Raw genomic sequence first — 15,433 nt, forward strand, 5'->3', positions numbered from 1 at the left:
GAACGCCATGACTGAAACCCAACGCGGACAGGCGACCGACGCCATCCGCCATGCGGACATCCTCATCGTCGGCGGTGGCCTCAGCGGCGCGATGCTGGCGGCGCAGTTGTTGCGCCTGCCCGGCAAACGCTCGTTGCTGGTGATCGAGCCCCGGGCAGAACTTGGACGGGGCGAGGCCTACAGCGCGGTCGAGTTGGGCCATACGCTCAACGGCAACGCGGCGCGCATGAGCGTCGACCCGGACAACGCCGACGACCTTACGCAATGGCTGACCGAGTACATCGCCGGTGGTGGCTGGCCGGAGTCCGATGAGCAGCATGTGCCGGTCAGCGAGCTATTTCCGCCCCGGGGGATTTTCGGGTTGTACGTGCAGCAACGGTTGGCCGAAGCGCAGGCGCTGGGTGCGTTGAATGGCTCGACGGTCGAGCATGTGCGGGCCGAGGTGGTGGACTTGCAGGCGCTGGATGATTCGGTGCGGCTGAGCTTGAGTGACGGCCAGCGGTTGCAGGGCGCTTATGCGGTGCTGGCGACCGGGATGTTTCCGGCTGCGCGCACGCCGCAGACCGAGTCCAGTGGCTTGAACGCTGCGGCGCTTGATCCCTGGGATGTTGCCGCGATGCGTGAGCTGGATCCGCAATCGACAGTGTTGATCATCGGTTCGGGCCTGACCATGGTCGATGCCGTGGTGTCGCTGGAACAGGCCGGGCATCGCGGGCCGATCGAAGTGTTTTCCCGGCATGGCTTGCTGCCGCACGTGCGTCGACAACCACCGGCGTGGGTGGATTTTCTTGCCGAGGATCACAGTATTCGTACGCCGCGACAGTTGGTGCGTGAACTGCGTCGGCATTGCCGGGATGCCATTGCGCAGGGTGTTGACTGGCAGGCGCCGCTGGATACGGTGCGGGCGCATATCGGTCGGTTGTGGAGTCAGGCGACGGATGGGCAGCGTCGGCAGTTTGTGCGGCATGTGCGGCCGTGGTGGGAAAGTCATCATCACCGGTCGCCGCCCTTGAGTGCGCAGTTGGTGGCGCGATTGCACGGGGAAGGGCGGTTGCGGATTCAGGCGGCTTCGTTCAAAGGGCTGGAGCCGGCTTCGGGTGGTGTGAGTATCCGTATTCGTCGACGTGGTGAAGGGCAAACGGTTGTCGTCAGTGGCGCGGCGTTGATCAATTCCAGTGGCATCGAGTATGACTGGCGACGGGTGGCGCGACCGTTGCCGCGGCAGCTGTTGGCCCGTGGGTTGGTGCGGCCGGGGCCGTTGGCGCTGGGGATTGCGGCGGCGGTTGATGGCGCGGTGCTGGGTGGTGATGGGCAGGTTGCGAGGCGGCTGTTTGCCATGGGGCCGCCGTTGCGGGGGATGTGGTGGGAGAGTACGGCGGTGACTGACGTGGCTAGTCAGGCCAAGGCTTTGGCTTTGCGCTTGGTTGGGGGTTAGGTTGGGGGTATATCCGTTTTTTTTGTGATGGCTGGTATTGGTTTCGCCCTTACGGCGAGTCACTTTGGAAAAGCCCCAAAGTAACCAAAGGGCTTTTGCCCCTTTCGTTCGGTGCCTCGCTGTGGCTCGGCATGCCCTCGCTCCGGTCCTGCTCCGTGGGCCCGCCGCCATCGGCCATCCCTGGCCGGGGGCGGCTAACCCGGCATCCATGCCGGGTTGCCCACTACGCAGAACCTGCGCTCGGCCTCTCGAGGGGGCGTGTACCTCAAGATCAAAAGCTGAAGGCGAGCTAACGCTCGACCTGATGAGTGGTGAAAATCAAAAGCAAACGCAGATCCCTGTAGGAGCCAGCTTGCTGGCGATAGCGTCCGTCCAGTCAATAAACAGGTTGACTGACCCACCGCCATCGCCAGCAAGCCGGCTCCTACAGGGGAATGCGTAAGTGTCCGAAATTAGTGGGCCACCACAAGATCAAATGCGAAAGCCAAAGCCAAAGCCAAAACGAGGCGGCTTGCCAACCGACCTGTCTCATTGATCGTACGCATTCCCCTGTAGGAGCCAGCTTGCTGGCGATGGACGTCAACGATAACGCGGGCTGTCTGGATGAACGCGTTGTCCGGTCGTTTTTCGCGGGCAAGCCTCGCTCCTACAGGGGATCGCGTGTGCTTTTGATTTTCACCACTCATCAGGCCGAGCGTTAGCTCGCCTTCAGCTTTTGATCTGAGCGCCCCCTCGAGAGGCCGAGCGCAGGTTCTGCGTAGTGGGCAACCCGGCATGGATGCCGGGTTAGCCGCCCCCGGCCAGGGATGGCCGATGGCGGCGGGCCCACGGAGCAGGACCGGAGCGAGGGCATGCCGAGCCTAGGCGAGGCACCGAACGAAAGGGGCAAGAGCCCTTGGTTACTTGGGGCTCTTCCAAGTGACTCGCCGTAAGGGCGAAACCAATATCAGCCATCACAAAAAAAACGGATATGCCCCCAAACAAAGAAACCCCGAAAAGACCAAATCCTCCCGGGGTTTCCTATTCAAAGCCGCACAAACCAGCCAATCAATAACGCTGATACTTGGACCCAAACTCAGGACGGTTTTCAGCGACATACAACGTACTCGCCTGACTGTCTTTACGATCAACACCAACCGTATTCACATTCAACGTAGCCGGCTGACTGACCTTCGCCGCCGCCACCACTGGCAACGTAGCATGCGGGGCAGCGATGGCCGATGTAGCACCAAGAACCGAAAGGACGAAACCAAGACCGATAATGCTTTTCATGATGTTGCTCCAGAACTTTGGGAAGAAGATGGGCCCACAGTAGTCCTGGAGCATCACGATGAAAAAACACCCTCACGCATAGTCTTTATCGAGAACGTTGATCCACGCCGTCAGCGTGGTGTACGGTCTGCCAGCCAGCGCTGCTTGAGCTGTTCCAGGCGCCCGTCCTGGCGCATCGTGTTCAGCGCCTGTTGCCAGCGCGCAATCTGACGCGGGTCGGTCAACGGCGAAAAAGCGATATACGTGGCTTCCTTCATCAGCGGTATCTGGTAGTGCAACTGCTCGGGTGGCACTCCTTCTTCACGGGCCATGGTGGCGACGGAAAGGGTATCGGCCACCACGAACTCCGCGCGACCCAGACGGGCCAGGCGCATCATTTGTTCGGGGGTTTCCACGCCGTACAGATTGTTCACATCCTGCTTCTGCAAGTAGCTGTAGACCAGCCATTTTCGCGGAACGGCAATGCGGCCCTGATGACCGGCCTCCAGCAGACTGCGCACCGGCTGCCGGGTGCTTTCAGTGGAATACAGAGCGGTTTCCACCTCCATCAGCGGACCGACCCACTGATACTGGCCATCACGCTCGGCAGTGCGCAACACGGTGAACACCCCCGTGGCGGGCTCGGTGCTGGCCACGTGCAAGGCGCGCAGTAGCGGGACTTGCTGAAAGTGCACCTGGTCGCCAGCCATGTCGGCCAATGCCTGAACCACATCCACGCCAAACCCCACCAGCTGATTACCCTGCTGGAAATGCAGGGGCGGGTGGTTGTCAGTCAGCATGTTCAGGTCTGCCGCGACCGCAGTGAACGTCAAAAGAGACAGCAGGCAAACGGCGATGCGCTTCATGAATCGTCCTTGATCGAATGTGGCGCAAAGCTTAGTACGAGCGTGCAGTCACTGTCCCGCGCAATTGAGCGGGCTTTTGCGTCAGACCTGAGGATTTATGGGTATCACTCCCACAGGGGATCTTTGTTGCGATGTAGATCGCGATCAATACCGCTGATATTTCGAACCGAACTCTGCGCGGTTTTCCGCCACGATCACGCCGCCGCGTACGGCGTTGTCCGGGCTGATCAGGGCGACACGTTCACGCAGTTCCTGCAGGCGATCGGCACCCCCTTCAGCAACACGTTCACGCAGCTCTTGCAAACGATCGGCGCCACCTTCGGCGACACGTTCGCGCAGCTCTTGCAGGCGATCGGCACCGCCTTCAGCCACGCGGTTCTGTTGCAGCCGATCCGAGCCACCTTCCACCAGCAGCTGCTGGATCTGACCGTGGGACACCGCGCTCACGGTGCTGGCCGAGGCCAGATTCGACAGGCCGAGACCACCGACCAGTGCCAGACCGAGTGCCAGGGAAGAAACTTTCGAGAAATTGATCATGGTGATTCTCCGTGCGTTTAGTTTGAGTGGGTCGGTAGCTGCTGCTATCCGGTGATCACAGTTAAACGCCCGGGTGTATCGGTGATGTGTGCTCGAACCCGGCGAAATCGCTGTCTGCGTATCTGCAGCGGGTTCTTATACAGACGGATACAAAACCCTTCGGATGTGAAGGGCGGTCGTGTTCAGCGCCAGGCACGCTTCATGATTCTGCGCCGAGCATTTCCACCGGGTAGGAGAACACATAGCCTTCGCTGCGCACGGTCTTGATGTAGGTCGACTCGCGCGAGTCATCCATCAAGCGTTGGCGCAAACGGCTCACCAGCAAATCGATTGAACGATCGAACAGGTCGGCATCGCGTCCCTGGGTCAGGTTGAGCAATTGGTCGCGGCTGAGTACCCGTTGCGGGTGATCGAGGAATACGCGCAACAAGCGGTACTCGGCACCACTGAGGGCCACCATCGTGTTGTCTTCGTCGAGTAGATGGCGGGCAGTCGTGTCGAGGCGCCAGCGGCCGAAACCCAACAGTCGGCCACTTTCGGTGATCAGCAGGTTGGGCGGCAGCATTCGCGTACGGCGCAATACGGCGTTGATCCGCGCCAGCAACTCGCGGGCGGCGAAGGGTTTGGTCAGGTAGTCGTCGGCGCCCATTTCCAGGCCAAGGATGCGATCGGTTTCGTCGTTGCGTGCGGTGAGCATCAGGATCGGCGTCGCTTTATGTTTACCCGAGCGCAACTCGCGGCACAGCACCAGGCCGTCATCGCCGGGCATCATGATGTCCAGCACGATCAGGTCCACCTGATTGGCTTCCAGAAAACTGCGCATCTGCCGGCCGTCGGCAACCACCGTGGTGCGCAGGCCGTTCTTCTTCAGGTAATTGCCGACCAGCTCGCGAATCTCCCGGTCGTCGTCGACGATCAGAATGTGGTTTACATGTTCCATTGCTCAACCCTCTTGTTATTCGCACGTTGCGCATTCTAGGCAGCCACGGTGCACCTGCCCACAGGCTTTGTATCACAGTGTATCCGCTGCCCTGTTTGACACCTTACGCCTTAATACCGCGGGTTCTAAGACACATGGCAGATACCTCGGGTCGATTAAATGGGCTCCATCGAGACAACACGGTTTGCCTCGCAACCATTGCCCATTGCAACCCTGAGGAATTCATCATGAACTGGAAAAAACTGATTGCCGCCAGCTTCTTCGCAGTCCTGAACGTTGCCGCATTTTCGGCCCATGCCGATGTTCAAGCCCCGGCGCAGACCACGGCGTACGGCACGCACCTGGATATCAAGAAGGTTGTTTCCATCGTCGACAACGGCGGCGGCACCTGCGGCATTGTCGATGCCCGCCTGACCTACCTCGACTCCAATGGCGCACAGAAAGTCGCCGGGTACAGCAAATTCGCAGACTGCGCGAATCAGGGCGGCTGATCTTTCCACTACGCTCATCGCAGTCGATGTCGAGCAACGCACCGTTTGCTCAGCGCCCCGCGATGGCTGATTCATGTCGTCCAAACACCCGATCAATGACTTGCAGGGATATCACCATGAAGATCAATGTGTTGAGCAGTACTTCCGCCTCGCGTCGTCGCCGTTTCCTTGGCCCCTCGGTCCTCGCGTTCGCGCTGATGCAGCTCGGTGCTCTCGGGGCTGCCAGTGCGCAAGCCGCGACTGCCGAGCCCGTGGTGGCGAGTGCAGCGACCCTCAAGGCGGACACGTTCGGCCCGCTCAAACATGTCAATGCCGGGTTGCTGAGTGTGGCGTACGCCGAAGTCGGCCCCGCCGATGGGCCGGTGGTGATTCTTCTGCACGGCTGGCCGTACGACATTCACAGCTACAGCGAAGTGGCGCCGTTGTTGGCGGCCAAGGGTTACCGGGTGTTGATCCCGTATGCACGGGGCTACGGTGACACGCATTTCCTGTCCGACAAGACTGTTCGCAACGGCCAGCCGGCGGCGTTGGCCAGTGATGTCATCGACTTCATGGATGCACTGAAGATCAAGAAAGCGGTGCTGGGTGGCTACGACTGGGGAGCACGCTCGGCGGACATCGTTGCCGCACTTTGGCCGGAGCGGGTCGAGGCGCTGGTCGCCGTCAGCGGTTATCTGATCGGCAATCAGGCTGCGGGCAAGAACCCGCTGCCGCCCAAGGCCGAGTTGCAATGGTGGTACCAGTTCTATTTCGCAACCGAGCGCGGCCAGGCCGGCTACGAAAAGAATCGTCACGACTTCGCCAAGTTGATCTGGGAGCTGGCATCGCCAAAATGGCGCTTCGACGACGCAACGTTCGACCGCAGCGCGGCGGCCCTGGACAACCCGGATCACGTCGCTATCACGATTTTCAACTATCGCTGGCGGTTGGGCATGGTGCAGGGCGAACCCCAGTATGAAGCGCTGGAGCAGCAACTGGCCAAGGCCCCGGTGATTACGGTGCCGACCATCACCATGGAAGGCGATGCCAACGGCGCGCCGCATCCGGCCGCCGAGGATTACGCCAAACGCTTTACTGGCAAATACGAATACCGCCTCATCAGCGGCGGCATCGGCCACAACTTGCCGCAAGAAGATCCGCAAGCCTTTGCCAAGGCTGTGATCGACGCGGACAACCTGTAGTTTGATGCGCTGCGCAAGGCTTTAGGGCCCCATCGCCAGCAAGCCGGCTCCTACAGGAATCGTGGGTGTCGGTAGTTTTTTATACGACACCAAATTGTAGGAGCCGGCTTGCCGGCGATGGCGGCCGGATGAACGATGCACGGTTCGAGGGCCTCATCGCCAGCAAGCTGGCTCCTACAGGAATTCTGGGTGTCGGTAGTTTTTCACACGACGCGGAACTGTAGGAGCCGGCTTGCCGGCGATGGCGCCCGGATGAGCGATGCACGGCTCGAGGGCCTCATCGCCAGCAAGCTGGCTCCTACAGGGTTTGGTTATGCAACCACGCGATAACACGGCACATACGCCGCGCCGCCCGGCAGTTTCATCCGGTGCTGGGCCACGAACGCCTTGAGCAACTGATCCAGCGGCTGCATCACCGCCGCATCGCCACGGATCTGGTACGGCCCGTGTTCTTCGATCAGGCGGATACCCTTGTCCTTGACGTTGCCGGCGACGATGCCGGAGAACGCGCGACGCAGGTTGGCGGCCAGTTCGTGGGCCGGCAGGCTGCGGCTCAGTTTCAGGTTGGCCATGTTTTCGTGGGTCGGGTCGAACGGGCGCTGGAAGCCCTCGTCGATCTTCAGCAGCCAGTTGAAATGGAACGCGTCGTTGCGCTCGCGGCGGAACTGTTTCACCGCTTTGAGGCCAGCAGTCATCTGCCGCGCGACTTCAGCCGGGTCGTCGATGATGATCTCGTAATGCTGCTTCGCCGCGTCACCCAGGGTGGCGCCGACGAACGCGTCCAGTTGTTCCAGATACGGCGCCGCGTGTTTCGGCCCGGTGAGGATGACCGGGAAGGGCAGGCCCTTGTTGTCCGGGTGCATCAGGATGCCGAGCAGGTACAGGAACTCTTCAGCCGTGCCCGCGCCGCCGGGGAAAATGATGATGCCATGGCCGACACGCACGAACGCTTCCAGGCGTTTCTCGATGTCCGGCAGAATCACCAGCTCATTGACGATCGGGTTCGGCGCTTCGGCAGCGATGATGCCGGGTTCGGTCAAACCGAGGTAACGGCCACCGTGAATGCGTTGTTTGGCATGGGCGATGGTCGCGCCTTTCATCGGGCCTTTCATTACGCCGGGGCCGCAACCGGTGCAGATGTCGAGGCTGCGCAGGCCCAGTTCGTGGCCGACTTTCTTGGTGTATTTGTATTCTTCGGTGTTGATCGAGTGGCCACCCCAGCACACTACGATCTTGGGCTCGACGCCGGGGCGCAGGGTGCGGGCGTTGCGCAGCAGGTGGAAGACATAGTCGCTGATGCCCTGGGAATTGCTCAGGTCGATGCGCTGGCTGTCGAGTTCGTTTTCGGTGTAGACGATGTCGCGCAGGGCGCTGAACAGCATTTCCCGGGTACTGGCGATCATTTCGCCATCGACGAATGCGTCGGCCGGGGCGTTCAGCAGCTCCAGGCGTACACCGCGGTCTTGTTGGTGAATGCGGATTTCGAAGTCCTTGTAGGCTTCGAGGATGGTCTTGGCGTTATCGACATGGGCGCCGGTATTCAGAATGGCCAGGGCGCACTGGCGGAAGAGGGTATAGGTGCTGCCGGATCCGGCTTCGCTCAGTTGCTGTACTTCACGTTGAGAGAGGGTTTCCAGGCTGCCTTTGGGGCTGACCGAAGCGTTGATTACTTGTCGTTGGGACATTCAATGATCCTTAAAACGATGTCACCCGCCGAGGACGCATGACATCCGAATAGTATGTATCCACGAAAGAAGATGGCACGAACTGCGCAGTATCGCCATGTTCCCCTTTGACGATGAAAAGATGAAAAGGAGCCCCAGCATAGCTAAATCCCTCGCAGAGGCGATAATGCCCCGCAGTCTTTTTGCTCACGCCGCCTGAGGAACCCCGTCGCGATGTTTGAAATCCAGCCGCAGAACCCAGAAATCTATCGAAGCCAGACGCGCCGCAGCACGATCATCATCGCCCTGGTTTTCCTCGCCCTGGCGATGGTTTTGTCCACCGCGGCGGTGGCGATGTTCGGCGAACCGGGGGGCGACAATCTACGCTTCAACGTGGGCGGCGTGTTTGTCGCGGTGCTGTTGATGGCGGCGCTGATGCGCGGCAAATTCTGGACCCAGGAGTGGATGGCGCCGGCGGTCTACGGCTGGCAGCTCAAACGCAGCCTGATGAGCATCACCAACGTCATGCACCAGGTGACGGCGGCGGTGGACGCGGGTGATCCGAGTGCCATGAAGCTGCTGCGTTTTTATCACCTGGGGCTGAGCCAGATGCACCAACTGGACGGTAACTCCAGTGATCACAGCCAATTGATACGTGAAATGGACCTGCACAAGGCACGAATGGAAGCGCTGAGCATCGAGACCGAACAGACGCAATTGAACCCGGCGTGGCTTGAGGCCGTGAAACAGACGCCACGCTAACCGGTACAGGATCAAGGCACATAGATAATAAAAAGGCGAACGGGATCAGTCGCCATTCATCAGGATTCAGGGAGCGTCATGGGTAACCCGTCTGTCAAAGACCGAATTGAACAATTGCGCCACAGCGTGCCTTTGGTCACCGAACAGGCCGGTGCCAGGATCAAGGTACGCTCCGCGGTGGTACTGCTTGTTGCAGTGTGCCTGTCCATGATTGTCATCGTGATCTGGGAAGCGTGGAGTTCGCGCCAGTATCATCTGCATGACAAGGAAGTGGCGATGTCCAACCTTGCGCAGACCCTGGCCTCGCAAGCGCAGGCGACGATCAAGCAGGCCGATACGCTGCTGTTTACGCTGGTGGAACGCCTCGAAAGCGACGGCTTCGACCCGGCCGGGCTGCCACATCTGGAGCGCTTGCTCAGCGCCCAGCGCAGTGAGTTGAGTCAGTTGCATGGCCTGTTCGTCTATGACGAAACGGGGCGCTGGATTGCCAACTCCAACGGCGCCGCCCTGACCGATGCCAACAATGCCGACCGTGAATATTTCATCTTCCATCGCAATCATCCCGACCGTGGGCCTCATATCGGCCCGTCGATCAAAAGCCGCTCCAGCGGCGAATGGATCATGACGGTGTCGCGCCGGATCAATCATGCCGATGGGAGTTTTGCCGGTGTGGCGCTGGCGACGATTTATCTCAATCATTTCCTGTTCCTGTACGACAGCATCGACATGGGCCGCAACGGCGTAATCAACCTGATCGCCGACGATGCCACCATCATCGTTCGCCGGCCGTTCAACGAGGCGGATATCGGCACCAGCCTCGCCAACAGCCCGCTGTTCAAGCAGTTGTTGCCCTCGGGGAGTTCAGGGACGGCAACATTCAAATCCATGGTGGATGGCGTTGTGCGGGTGGTGGGGTTTCGCCGGGTCGAGGGGTATCCGCTGGTTGTTTTCGCCGCGCTCGACAAGGAGGAAGTCCTGGCCGGCTGGCGTGAGGAATCCATGCTCAGTGCTGGCATCGTTACGCTTTTGCTGGGTTTTGTCGGTGTACTGGGTTTTCGCCTGATCAATCTGATGAAGCAGCAGAACCGCATTCAGAACCAACTGCTGGACGCTCAGGACAAACTGCTCGAGGTCAATCGCGGCCTGGAATTGCTGGCCCTGGAAGACGCGCTGACGGGGCTGTCCAACCGGCGTCAGTTCGACCTGTTCATCCACTCGGAAATGGGCCGCGCCCGGCGCAACCTGAACGGCCTCGCGCTGCTGATGATCGATGTCGATCACTTCAAACTGTTCAACGACCACTACGGTCATGTGGCCGGCGACGAATGTTTGCGCAACATCAGCGCGATCATCACCGACAACATCAAGCGGCCCGGGGATCTAGCGGCGCGCTACGGCGGTGAAGAGTTTGCGGCGGTGCTGCCGGGGACTGACTATGTGGGGGCGTTTCTGGTGGCGGAAAAAATCCGTCGTGCGGTGTTGCAGGCCGGTATTCCCCACCGTGAAGGCGCAGAAGGCATGGTGACGGTCAGTATCGGCGTCGCCGCTTACGATCCGGCATCACAGGCCCAGCCGAACGACCTGGTGGGCGCTGCGGACAAGGCGCTTTACGTGGCCAAGGCCAGCGGCAGGAACATGAGCGTCATTGCCAACTGACTTCAAACAAACCCACCGCTGCCCTGAACCAGTTGGGTCGCCAGGTACGATTGCTTGAGTTTTTCCAGCCACCAACCCAGGGCGCGACCGTCATGGTCGCCACGCCAGCCGGCATACAGAATGTTCGGCTCGCGCGGGTCGGCCATCTGTTTTTCGACCAGCGTGCCGTTTTTCAGTAGCGAGCCGACCCGATGTTTGGGCAGCCACCCCACGCCCAGGCCGTCGCACTGGGCGAGGATTTTGGCGCGCATGGTCGGTACGGCGAGCACGGGTTGTCCGCCGGAGACACCATAAGTGCTGCCTTCGGTGACTCTGGACGAGTCGGCCACGACAATCGCCCGGTGTTGCGTCACCGTTGCCCGTGAGATCGGCTCCTTGGCCTTGGCCAGCGGGTGCTTCGGTGAGACCGCAAACACCCATTCCATTTCCCCCAACTGCATCCAGCGCAAGGAAGGGATGGCCGGCGGTTCGTTGGTGGCGCCGATGATCAGGTCCGCCCGGCCTTCGCGCAGGGCTTCCCAGACACCTTTGAGCACTTCCTGGGTGATGCGCAACGGTACGCCGGATTCCAGTGCATCGAACTCGTGAATCACCGGGATCAGGGTTTCGAACTCCAGCAGTTCGTCGGTGACGATCCACAGCCGACTCTCCCAGCCATTGGCCACTTGCTGCACCCGTTGGGTCAGGCGCGAGACGTCCTGCATCAGCCGCGCCGCCTCGTTCACCAGCAATTCCCCGGCCGGGGTGAGCTGCAAGCGGTAGCGGCGGCGATCGAAGAGCAAGGCGTCGAAACGCTCTTCCAGTTGCCGCGCCGCATACGACACGGTCGATGGCGCCTTGCCCAGGTGCACCGCCGCGCGCGACAGGCTACCGGTTTCCCGAATGGCCTCCAGCAACGCCAGGTCTTCAATCGACAACATGTTCTGAATCCTCGAACGAACGGCCTGGAAATGAATGTCTGGAGCAACGAAAACAAAATCGCGGCCACCTGAAATGTATAGGCCAACCCCAACCCCTGTAGGAGCGAGGCTTGCCCGCGAAGAGGCCCTTGAACGCTACGTTGAATTTGAGGCCGCCATCGCCAGCAAGCCGGCTCCTACAAAATCGCGGGCTGTTTGAAATTTATCGGCCAATCCCAACCCCTGTAGGAGCCGGCTTGCTGGCGATGAGGCCCTCGAACACTACATTGAATTTGAGGCCGCCATCGCCGGCAAGCCGGCTCCTACAGGGATCGTGTGGTATTTGAAAGGGTGGACGTCCGGCGTGACTTGCGCTGCCTGAACACCCGAACGTAGACCAACACGTTGATCACCAGCACCACGCCGCCGAGTCCCAGCTGGATACTCGGGGTCAACCCGGCCGGGTAAATCACCGGCCACACATAATGCTCGATGAAACCACCGCCATAGCCGGTCTGCCCGGCCGCGCTGCGCATGAGGTTTTCCCACTGTGTCAGCGGGCAGGTCAGGTGGAACACCTCGACCGCAATCCCCCACGTTGCGGCCGGCAGGTGCCACCAGGCCAGGTGGCGCCATTTGAGCACCAGCAGCCCGCCGAACAGCACGAACAGAATGAACAGCAGGTGAAACAGCACCAGCCCATCGGCGGCGATCCGGTAAAGCATGGCGACTCCCTGACGCGTGATGCGAATCACTCCATGGTACTCGGGCGGGGCGTCGGCGCTCTATCTATTGTTTGCTGCCCAACCCGGCGAGCACGGTCTTCAGACGCAGCACCATGGCCTCACTGCTGCGTTGCATCGGCGCGCGCAGTTCGTCGTCGATCAAGCCTTCAAGGGCCAGTGCGGTTTTCACCGGGGCAGGATTGGGTTCAATGAACAGGCTTTGAATCAGCGGCAGCAACCGGAAAAACGTCGCCCGTCCTTCCGCCAACCGCTGGTCGCGGATCTGTTGATACAGCGTCACGAACAACTCCGGATGCACATGCGCCGAGGCGGCAATCGCCCCTTTGGCGCCGAGGCACAGGGCGCTGAAGATCTGGTTGTCTTCGCCGCACAACACGTCGACCTTGCCGCTGGTCAGCAGCGCCAGGGTGTTGGCCTGATTGCCGCCGCAATCCTTGATCGCGACGATTCGCTCGTGGGCCACAATGTTGAGCAACGTTGCCTGTTCGAAGGCGATGCCGGTGCGATACGGGATGTCGTACAGAATGATCGGCACAGTGGACGCATCGGCAACCGTTTTGAAAAACGCTTCAAGGCCCGCCTGGGACGGGCGAATGTAGTACGGCGGCGGCACCAGCAACCCGGCCAGCGGCCGCTTGAGGATTTCGTTCTGCAATTGCAGCAGTTCGGTCAGGTTGTTGCCGGCCAGCCCCATGACCACCTGATCCGCAGGCACCCATTCAAGCACGGCATCCAGCACCGCCAGTTGTTCATGTTTGCTCAGTGCCGCCGCTTCAGCGGTAGTGCCGCAGACCACCAGGCCATCGACGCCTTTGTCCAGCAAATGGCTGACGAGCCGGCGCAACCCGACGAAATCGATCGCACCGTGTTGAAACGGCGTAACGAGCGGAACCCAGATACCTTGAAACGATGACATGCACTTACTCCTGAAAGTTGACCGATTTCGTCACCGTCAGAAGCGTAGAAGGAAGTAAGCAGGGGAGGGTGCCCGTCGCGCTCAATGTCCTGTCAGCTCATCTGACGGGACAGCGCGCCCCGGTCACATGAGCGACTGTTTCTTCGATTTGAGGGCGTGCGCAACGCAACCTTGCGCCTTGGCAATCAAGCCAATGGCGTCAATGTTGAGGTTGAAGGTTGCGGACATGTTTGCTTACACCCTGAATGAGGCGCTCAGTTTTAAGAGTCGGCGGGAATTTTGTCAATCACCAAAATCGGTACAAGTGCGCAAGATTGTTCAAGCCATCGGGCGCGGCTGCTGGCACAGTCAGGCGTCTTTTCCTGTTTGTAGAGCGTTATGACTCACTCACTCATGCCGCGCAGCGCCTTTCTTCGCGGCGCCGCGGCGATCATGCCGTTGTCCCTGGCGACCGCGCCGTGGGGATTGCTGGCCGGCTCCATGGCCATCGAAGCCAACCTCACGCCGCTGCAAGGCCAGGGGTTGTCGAGCATCGTGTTTGCCGGGGCGGCGCAATTGGTGGCCATCGGCATGCTCAAGGGCGGTGCCGGAATCTTTTCAATTCTGCTGACCACGTTATTGCTGACGTCGCAGCATTTGCTCTACGGCATGAGCATGCGCTCGGTAATTTCCCCACTGCCGGGTCGCTGGCGTGCGGGGCTGGGCTTTTTGCTCACCGACGAGCTGTTCGCCCTGACCAGCCAGCATGACAAACAGCAATTCAACCGCTGGTATGCCCTGGGCGTCGGCCTGACGTTTTACATCGCCTGGAACCTCTTCACGCTGGCCGGCATTGTGCTGGGCAGTAGCATTCCCGGCCTGGAACATCTGGGCCTGGATTTCTCCATCGCCGCGACCTTCATTGCCCTGATCACCCCGGTGGTGCGCAACGTACCGACCGTGGTCTGCGTGGCGGTTTCGCTGTTTTGCTCGGTGTTGTTCAGTTACTGGCAATGGGGCTCGGCGCTGGTGTTGTCGGGGTTAGCGGGCATGACGGCGGGCTTCATCTGCAACAAATTCTACGGTGGACGCACATGATGGTCTGGGCGGTGATTGTCGGTATGGGGATTCTGGTGTTCCTTAACCGTTATGTATTTCTCGAGCCGCGGCTGCCGCTGCGCCTGAGCAGCAACGCCCGGCAATTCCTCGGCTTTGCGGTGCCGGGCATGTTGACCGCCATCTGCGGCCCGATTGTGTTCATGCCGGATAAACAGCTGAACCTGCAATGGGACAACCCGTACCTGATCAGTTCGCTGGTGGCGGTGGGGCTGGTGCTGTACACCCGCAACACCTTGCTCAGCATGTTGTTGAGCATGGGCTTTTTCTTTTTGCTGCGCTGGTGGCTCTGAGCCGGGAGCGCGAAACTGTTCTACGCTTAAAGTTGATGACTGATCCCTTAGGGAGAGAGGTGAGCATGGCAACTGAACAAAAGCGTCCGGATCCGGAAGATGAAGACATGGATGAACCGACGGAAGAAGAGATCGAGCGGCAGAAACGTTCGACGCCTGACTGGAAGCATCCCGACGACGGGAAGGAACTGTCAGAACCTGATCGAAAGTTTTAGCAGGCGCTCTGACCGATCTGCGCATACAACAAAGCCCCGCCAATGCGCGGGGCTTTTTTTTGCCAGTCAATCAGATCGACACGTTCCAGCGAATCTGGGTAATGCCCAATTGCTGTGCTTTGATCCGTGCCGCTTCGAGGGTGGCGTGTTCGGCGATCTTGCGGCCGGATTCAGGGTAAGCATGCGCAGACGCCGAATGAATCGCTTCGACATCGGAAAAATGCACAGCCATCTTGAAAAAGTGCTGTCGCACACCGTCGAATAAGTAATGCACGGCATAGGGAATGAGTTCACTCATCTATCTCTCGTGGAGCCAGCCAGGTCAGTGGCTTAGTCGTCGAATAAAAATTCAGAGAGATCTGCGGTGAAAGTGTGATGCAGAAATAGGACTGCTGAAAAAGGAGGAGGCTCAGTGAGCCTCTACCGTTCAGAGTGCTGCGACGACGGGTTCGTTCAGTTCTTTTGCCAAACGTAGGCCTGCGCGTC

At 60.0% G+C, this 15,433-nt stretch carries 17 protein-coding genes; 8 read left to right on the forward strand and 9 right to left on the reverse strand.

The annotated features are described in order from the left end of the window. Positions 1-7: 7 nt before the first annotated feature. Positions 8-1,435, forward strand: a complete 1,428-nt coding sequence (locus tag IB246_RS26415) for an FAD/NAD(P)-binding protein (RefSeq protein WP_008043200.1) — start codon at positions 8-10, stop codon at positions 1,433-1,435. Positions 1,436-2,482: 1,047 nt separating this feature from the next. Here the strand turns inward: IB246_RS26415 and IB246_RS26420 are convergent. The 4 genes from IB246_RS26420 to IB246_RS26435 form a co-directional block, all read right to left on the reverse strand. Continuing rightward, positions 2,483-2,707, reverse strand: a complete 225-nt coding sequence (locus IB246_RS26420) for a hypothetical protein (RefSeq protein ID WP_032832783.1) — start codon at positions 2,705-2,707, stop codon at positions 2,483-2,485. A gap of 110 nt (positions 2,708-2,817) precedes the next feature. Further along, positions 2,818-3,552 carry a substrate-binding periplasmic protein gene (locus tag IB246_RS26425; protein ID WP_008043213.1) on the reverse strand — a complete coding sequence of 245 codons (735 nt, stop codon included), beginning with the start codon at positions 3,550-3,552 and terminating at the stop codon, positions 2,818-2,820. A gap of 144 nt (positions 3,553-3,696) precedes the next feature. After that, the gene (locus IB246_RS26430; protein ID WP_008043215.1) at positions 3,697-4,089 is read right to left on the reverse strand and encodes a hypothetical protein; all 393 of its coding nucleotides are present in this window, start codon (positions 4,087-4,089) and stop codon (positions 3,697-3,699) included. A gap of 199 nt (positions 4,090-4,288) precedes the next feature. Continuing rightward, positions 4,289-5,029 carry a response regulator gene (locus IB246_RS26435; RefSeq protein ID WP_008033593.1) on the reverse strand — a complete coding sequence of 247 codons (741 nt, stop codon included), beginning with the start codon at positions 5,027-5,029 and terminating at the stop codon, positions 4,289-4,291. A 227-nt stretch (positions 5,030-5,256) separates the two neighbouring features. Between IB246_RS26435 and IB246_RS26440 the strand changes: the two genes are divergently transcribed. Continuing rightward, a complete protein-coding gene (locus tag IB246_RS26440) occupies positions 5,257-5,520 on the forward strand; it encodes a DUF2790 domain-containing protein (protein ID WP_008043219.1) in 264 nt (87 codons plus the stop codon). A 116-nt stretch (positions 5,521-5,636) separates the two neighbouring features. Next, entirely contained in the window at positions 5,637-6,701 is a 1,065-nt protein-coding gene (locus tag IB246_RS26445) for an alpha/beta fold hydrolase (protein WP_008043220.1), read from the forward strand. Positions 6,702-7,012: 311 nt separating this feature from the next. Here IB246_RS26445 and ppnN read toward each other — a convergent pair whose 3' ends face one another. After that, positions 7,013-8,386, reverse strand: a complete 1,374-nt coding sequence (gene ppnN / locus IB246_RS26450; RefSeq protein WP_008034560.1) for a nucleotide 5'-monophosphate nucleosidase PpnN — start codon at positions 8,384-8,386, stop codon at positions 7,013-7,015. Positions 8,387-8,599: 213 nt separating this feature from the next. On the opposite strand from ppnN, the gene IB246_RS26455 reads away from it, so the two are divergent. After that, entirely contained in the window at positions 8,600-9,127 is a 528-nt protein-coding gene (locus IB246_RS26455) for a DUF3087 domain-containing protein (RefSeq protein ID WP_008043221.1), read from the forward strand. Positions 9,128-9,205: 78 nt separating this feature from the next. Continuing rightward, entirely contained in the window at positions 9,206-10,783 is a 1,578-nt protein-coding gene (locus tag IB246_RS26460; protein ID WP_008043222.1) for a sensor domain-containing diguanylate cyclase, read from the forward strand. A gap of 2 nt (positions 10,784-10,785) precedes the next feature. Here IB246_RS26460 and IB246_RS26465 read toward each other — a convergent pair whose 3' ends face one another. The 3 genes from IB246_RS26465 to dapA form a co-directional block, all read right to left on the reverse strand. Further along, positions 10,786-11,703 (reverse strand): LysR family transcriptional regulator, encoded by a 918-nt coding sequence (locus IB246_RS26465; protein ID WP_008043223.1) that lies wholly within the window; start codon positions 11,701-11,703, stop codon positions 10,786-10,788. A 302-nt stretch (positions 11,704-12,005) separates the two neighbouring features. Continuing rightward, a complete protein-coding gene (locus IB246_RS26470; protein ID WP_008030239.1) occupies positions 12,006-12,407 on the reverse strand; it encodes a DUF2784 domain-containing protein in 402 nt (133 codons plus the stop codon). Positions 12,408-12,471: 64 nt separating this feature from the next. Next, positions 12,472-13,344 (reverse strand): 4-hydroxy-tetrahydrodipicolinate synthase, encoded by an 873-nt coding sequence (gene dapA, locus IB246_RS26475; RefSeq protein ID WP_008043226.1) that lies wholly within the window; start codon positions 13,342-13,344, stop codon positions 12,472-12,474. 378 nt (positions 13,345-13,722) lie between these two features. Here dapA and IB246_RS26480 point away from each other — a divergent pair, with 378 nt between their 5' ends. From IB246_RS26480 to IB246_RS26490, 3 genes are all read left to right on the forward strand, one after another. Beyond that, entirely contained in the window at positions 13,723-14,421 is a 699-nt protein-coding gene (locus tag IB246_RS26480; protein ID WP_032828797.1) for an AzlC family ABC transporter permease, read from the forward strand. Continuing rightward, positions 14,421-14,732, forward strand: a complete 312-nt coding sequence (locus tag IB246_RS26485; protein ID WP_167362959.1) for an AzlD domain-containing protein — start codon at positions 14,421-14,423, stop codon at positions 14,730-14,732. The genes IB246_RS26480 and IB246_RS26485 overlap by 1 nt, the downstream gene beginning before the upstream one ends. A 65-nt stretch (positions 14,733-14,797) precedes the next feature. Continuing rightward, positions 14,798-14,947, forward strand: a complete 150-nt coding sequence (locus IB246_RS26490; protein ID WP_008043229.1) for a hypothetical protein — start codon at positions 14,798-14,800, stop codon at positions 14,945-14,947. A 70-nt stretch (positions 14,948-15,017) separates the two neighbouring features. Here IB246_RS26490 and IB246_RS26495 read toward each other — a convergent pair whose 3' ends face one another. Further along, the gene (locus IB246_RS26495) at positions 15,018-15,245 is read right to left on the reverse strand and encodes a DUF6555 family protein (RefSeq protein WP_008043230.1); all 228 of its coding nucleotides are present in this window, start codon (positions 15,243-15,245) and stop codon (positions 15,018-15,020) included. Between the last annotated feature and the right edge of the window lie 188 nt (positions 15,246-15,433).

This window comes from Pseudomonas sp. PDM01, assembly GCF_014852325.1.
Lineage (GTDB): Bacteria > Pseudomonadota > Gammaproteobacteria > Pseudomonadales > Pseudomonadaceae > Aquipseudomonas > Aquipseudomonas migulae.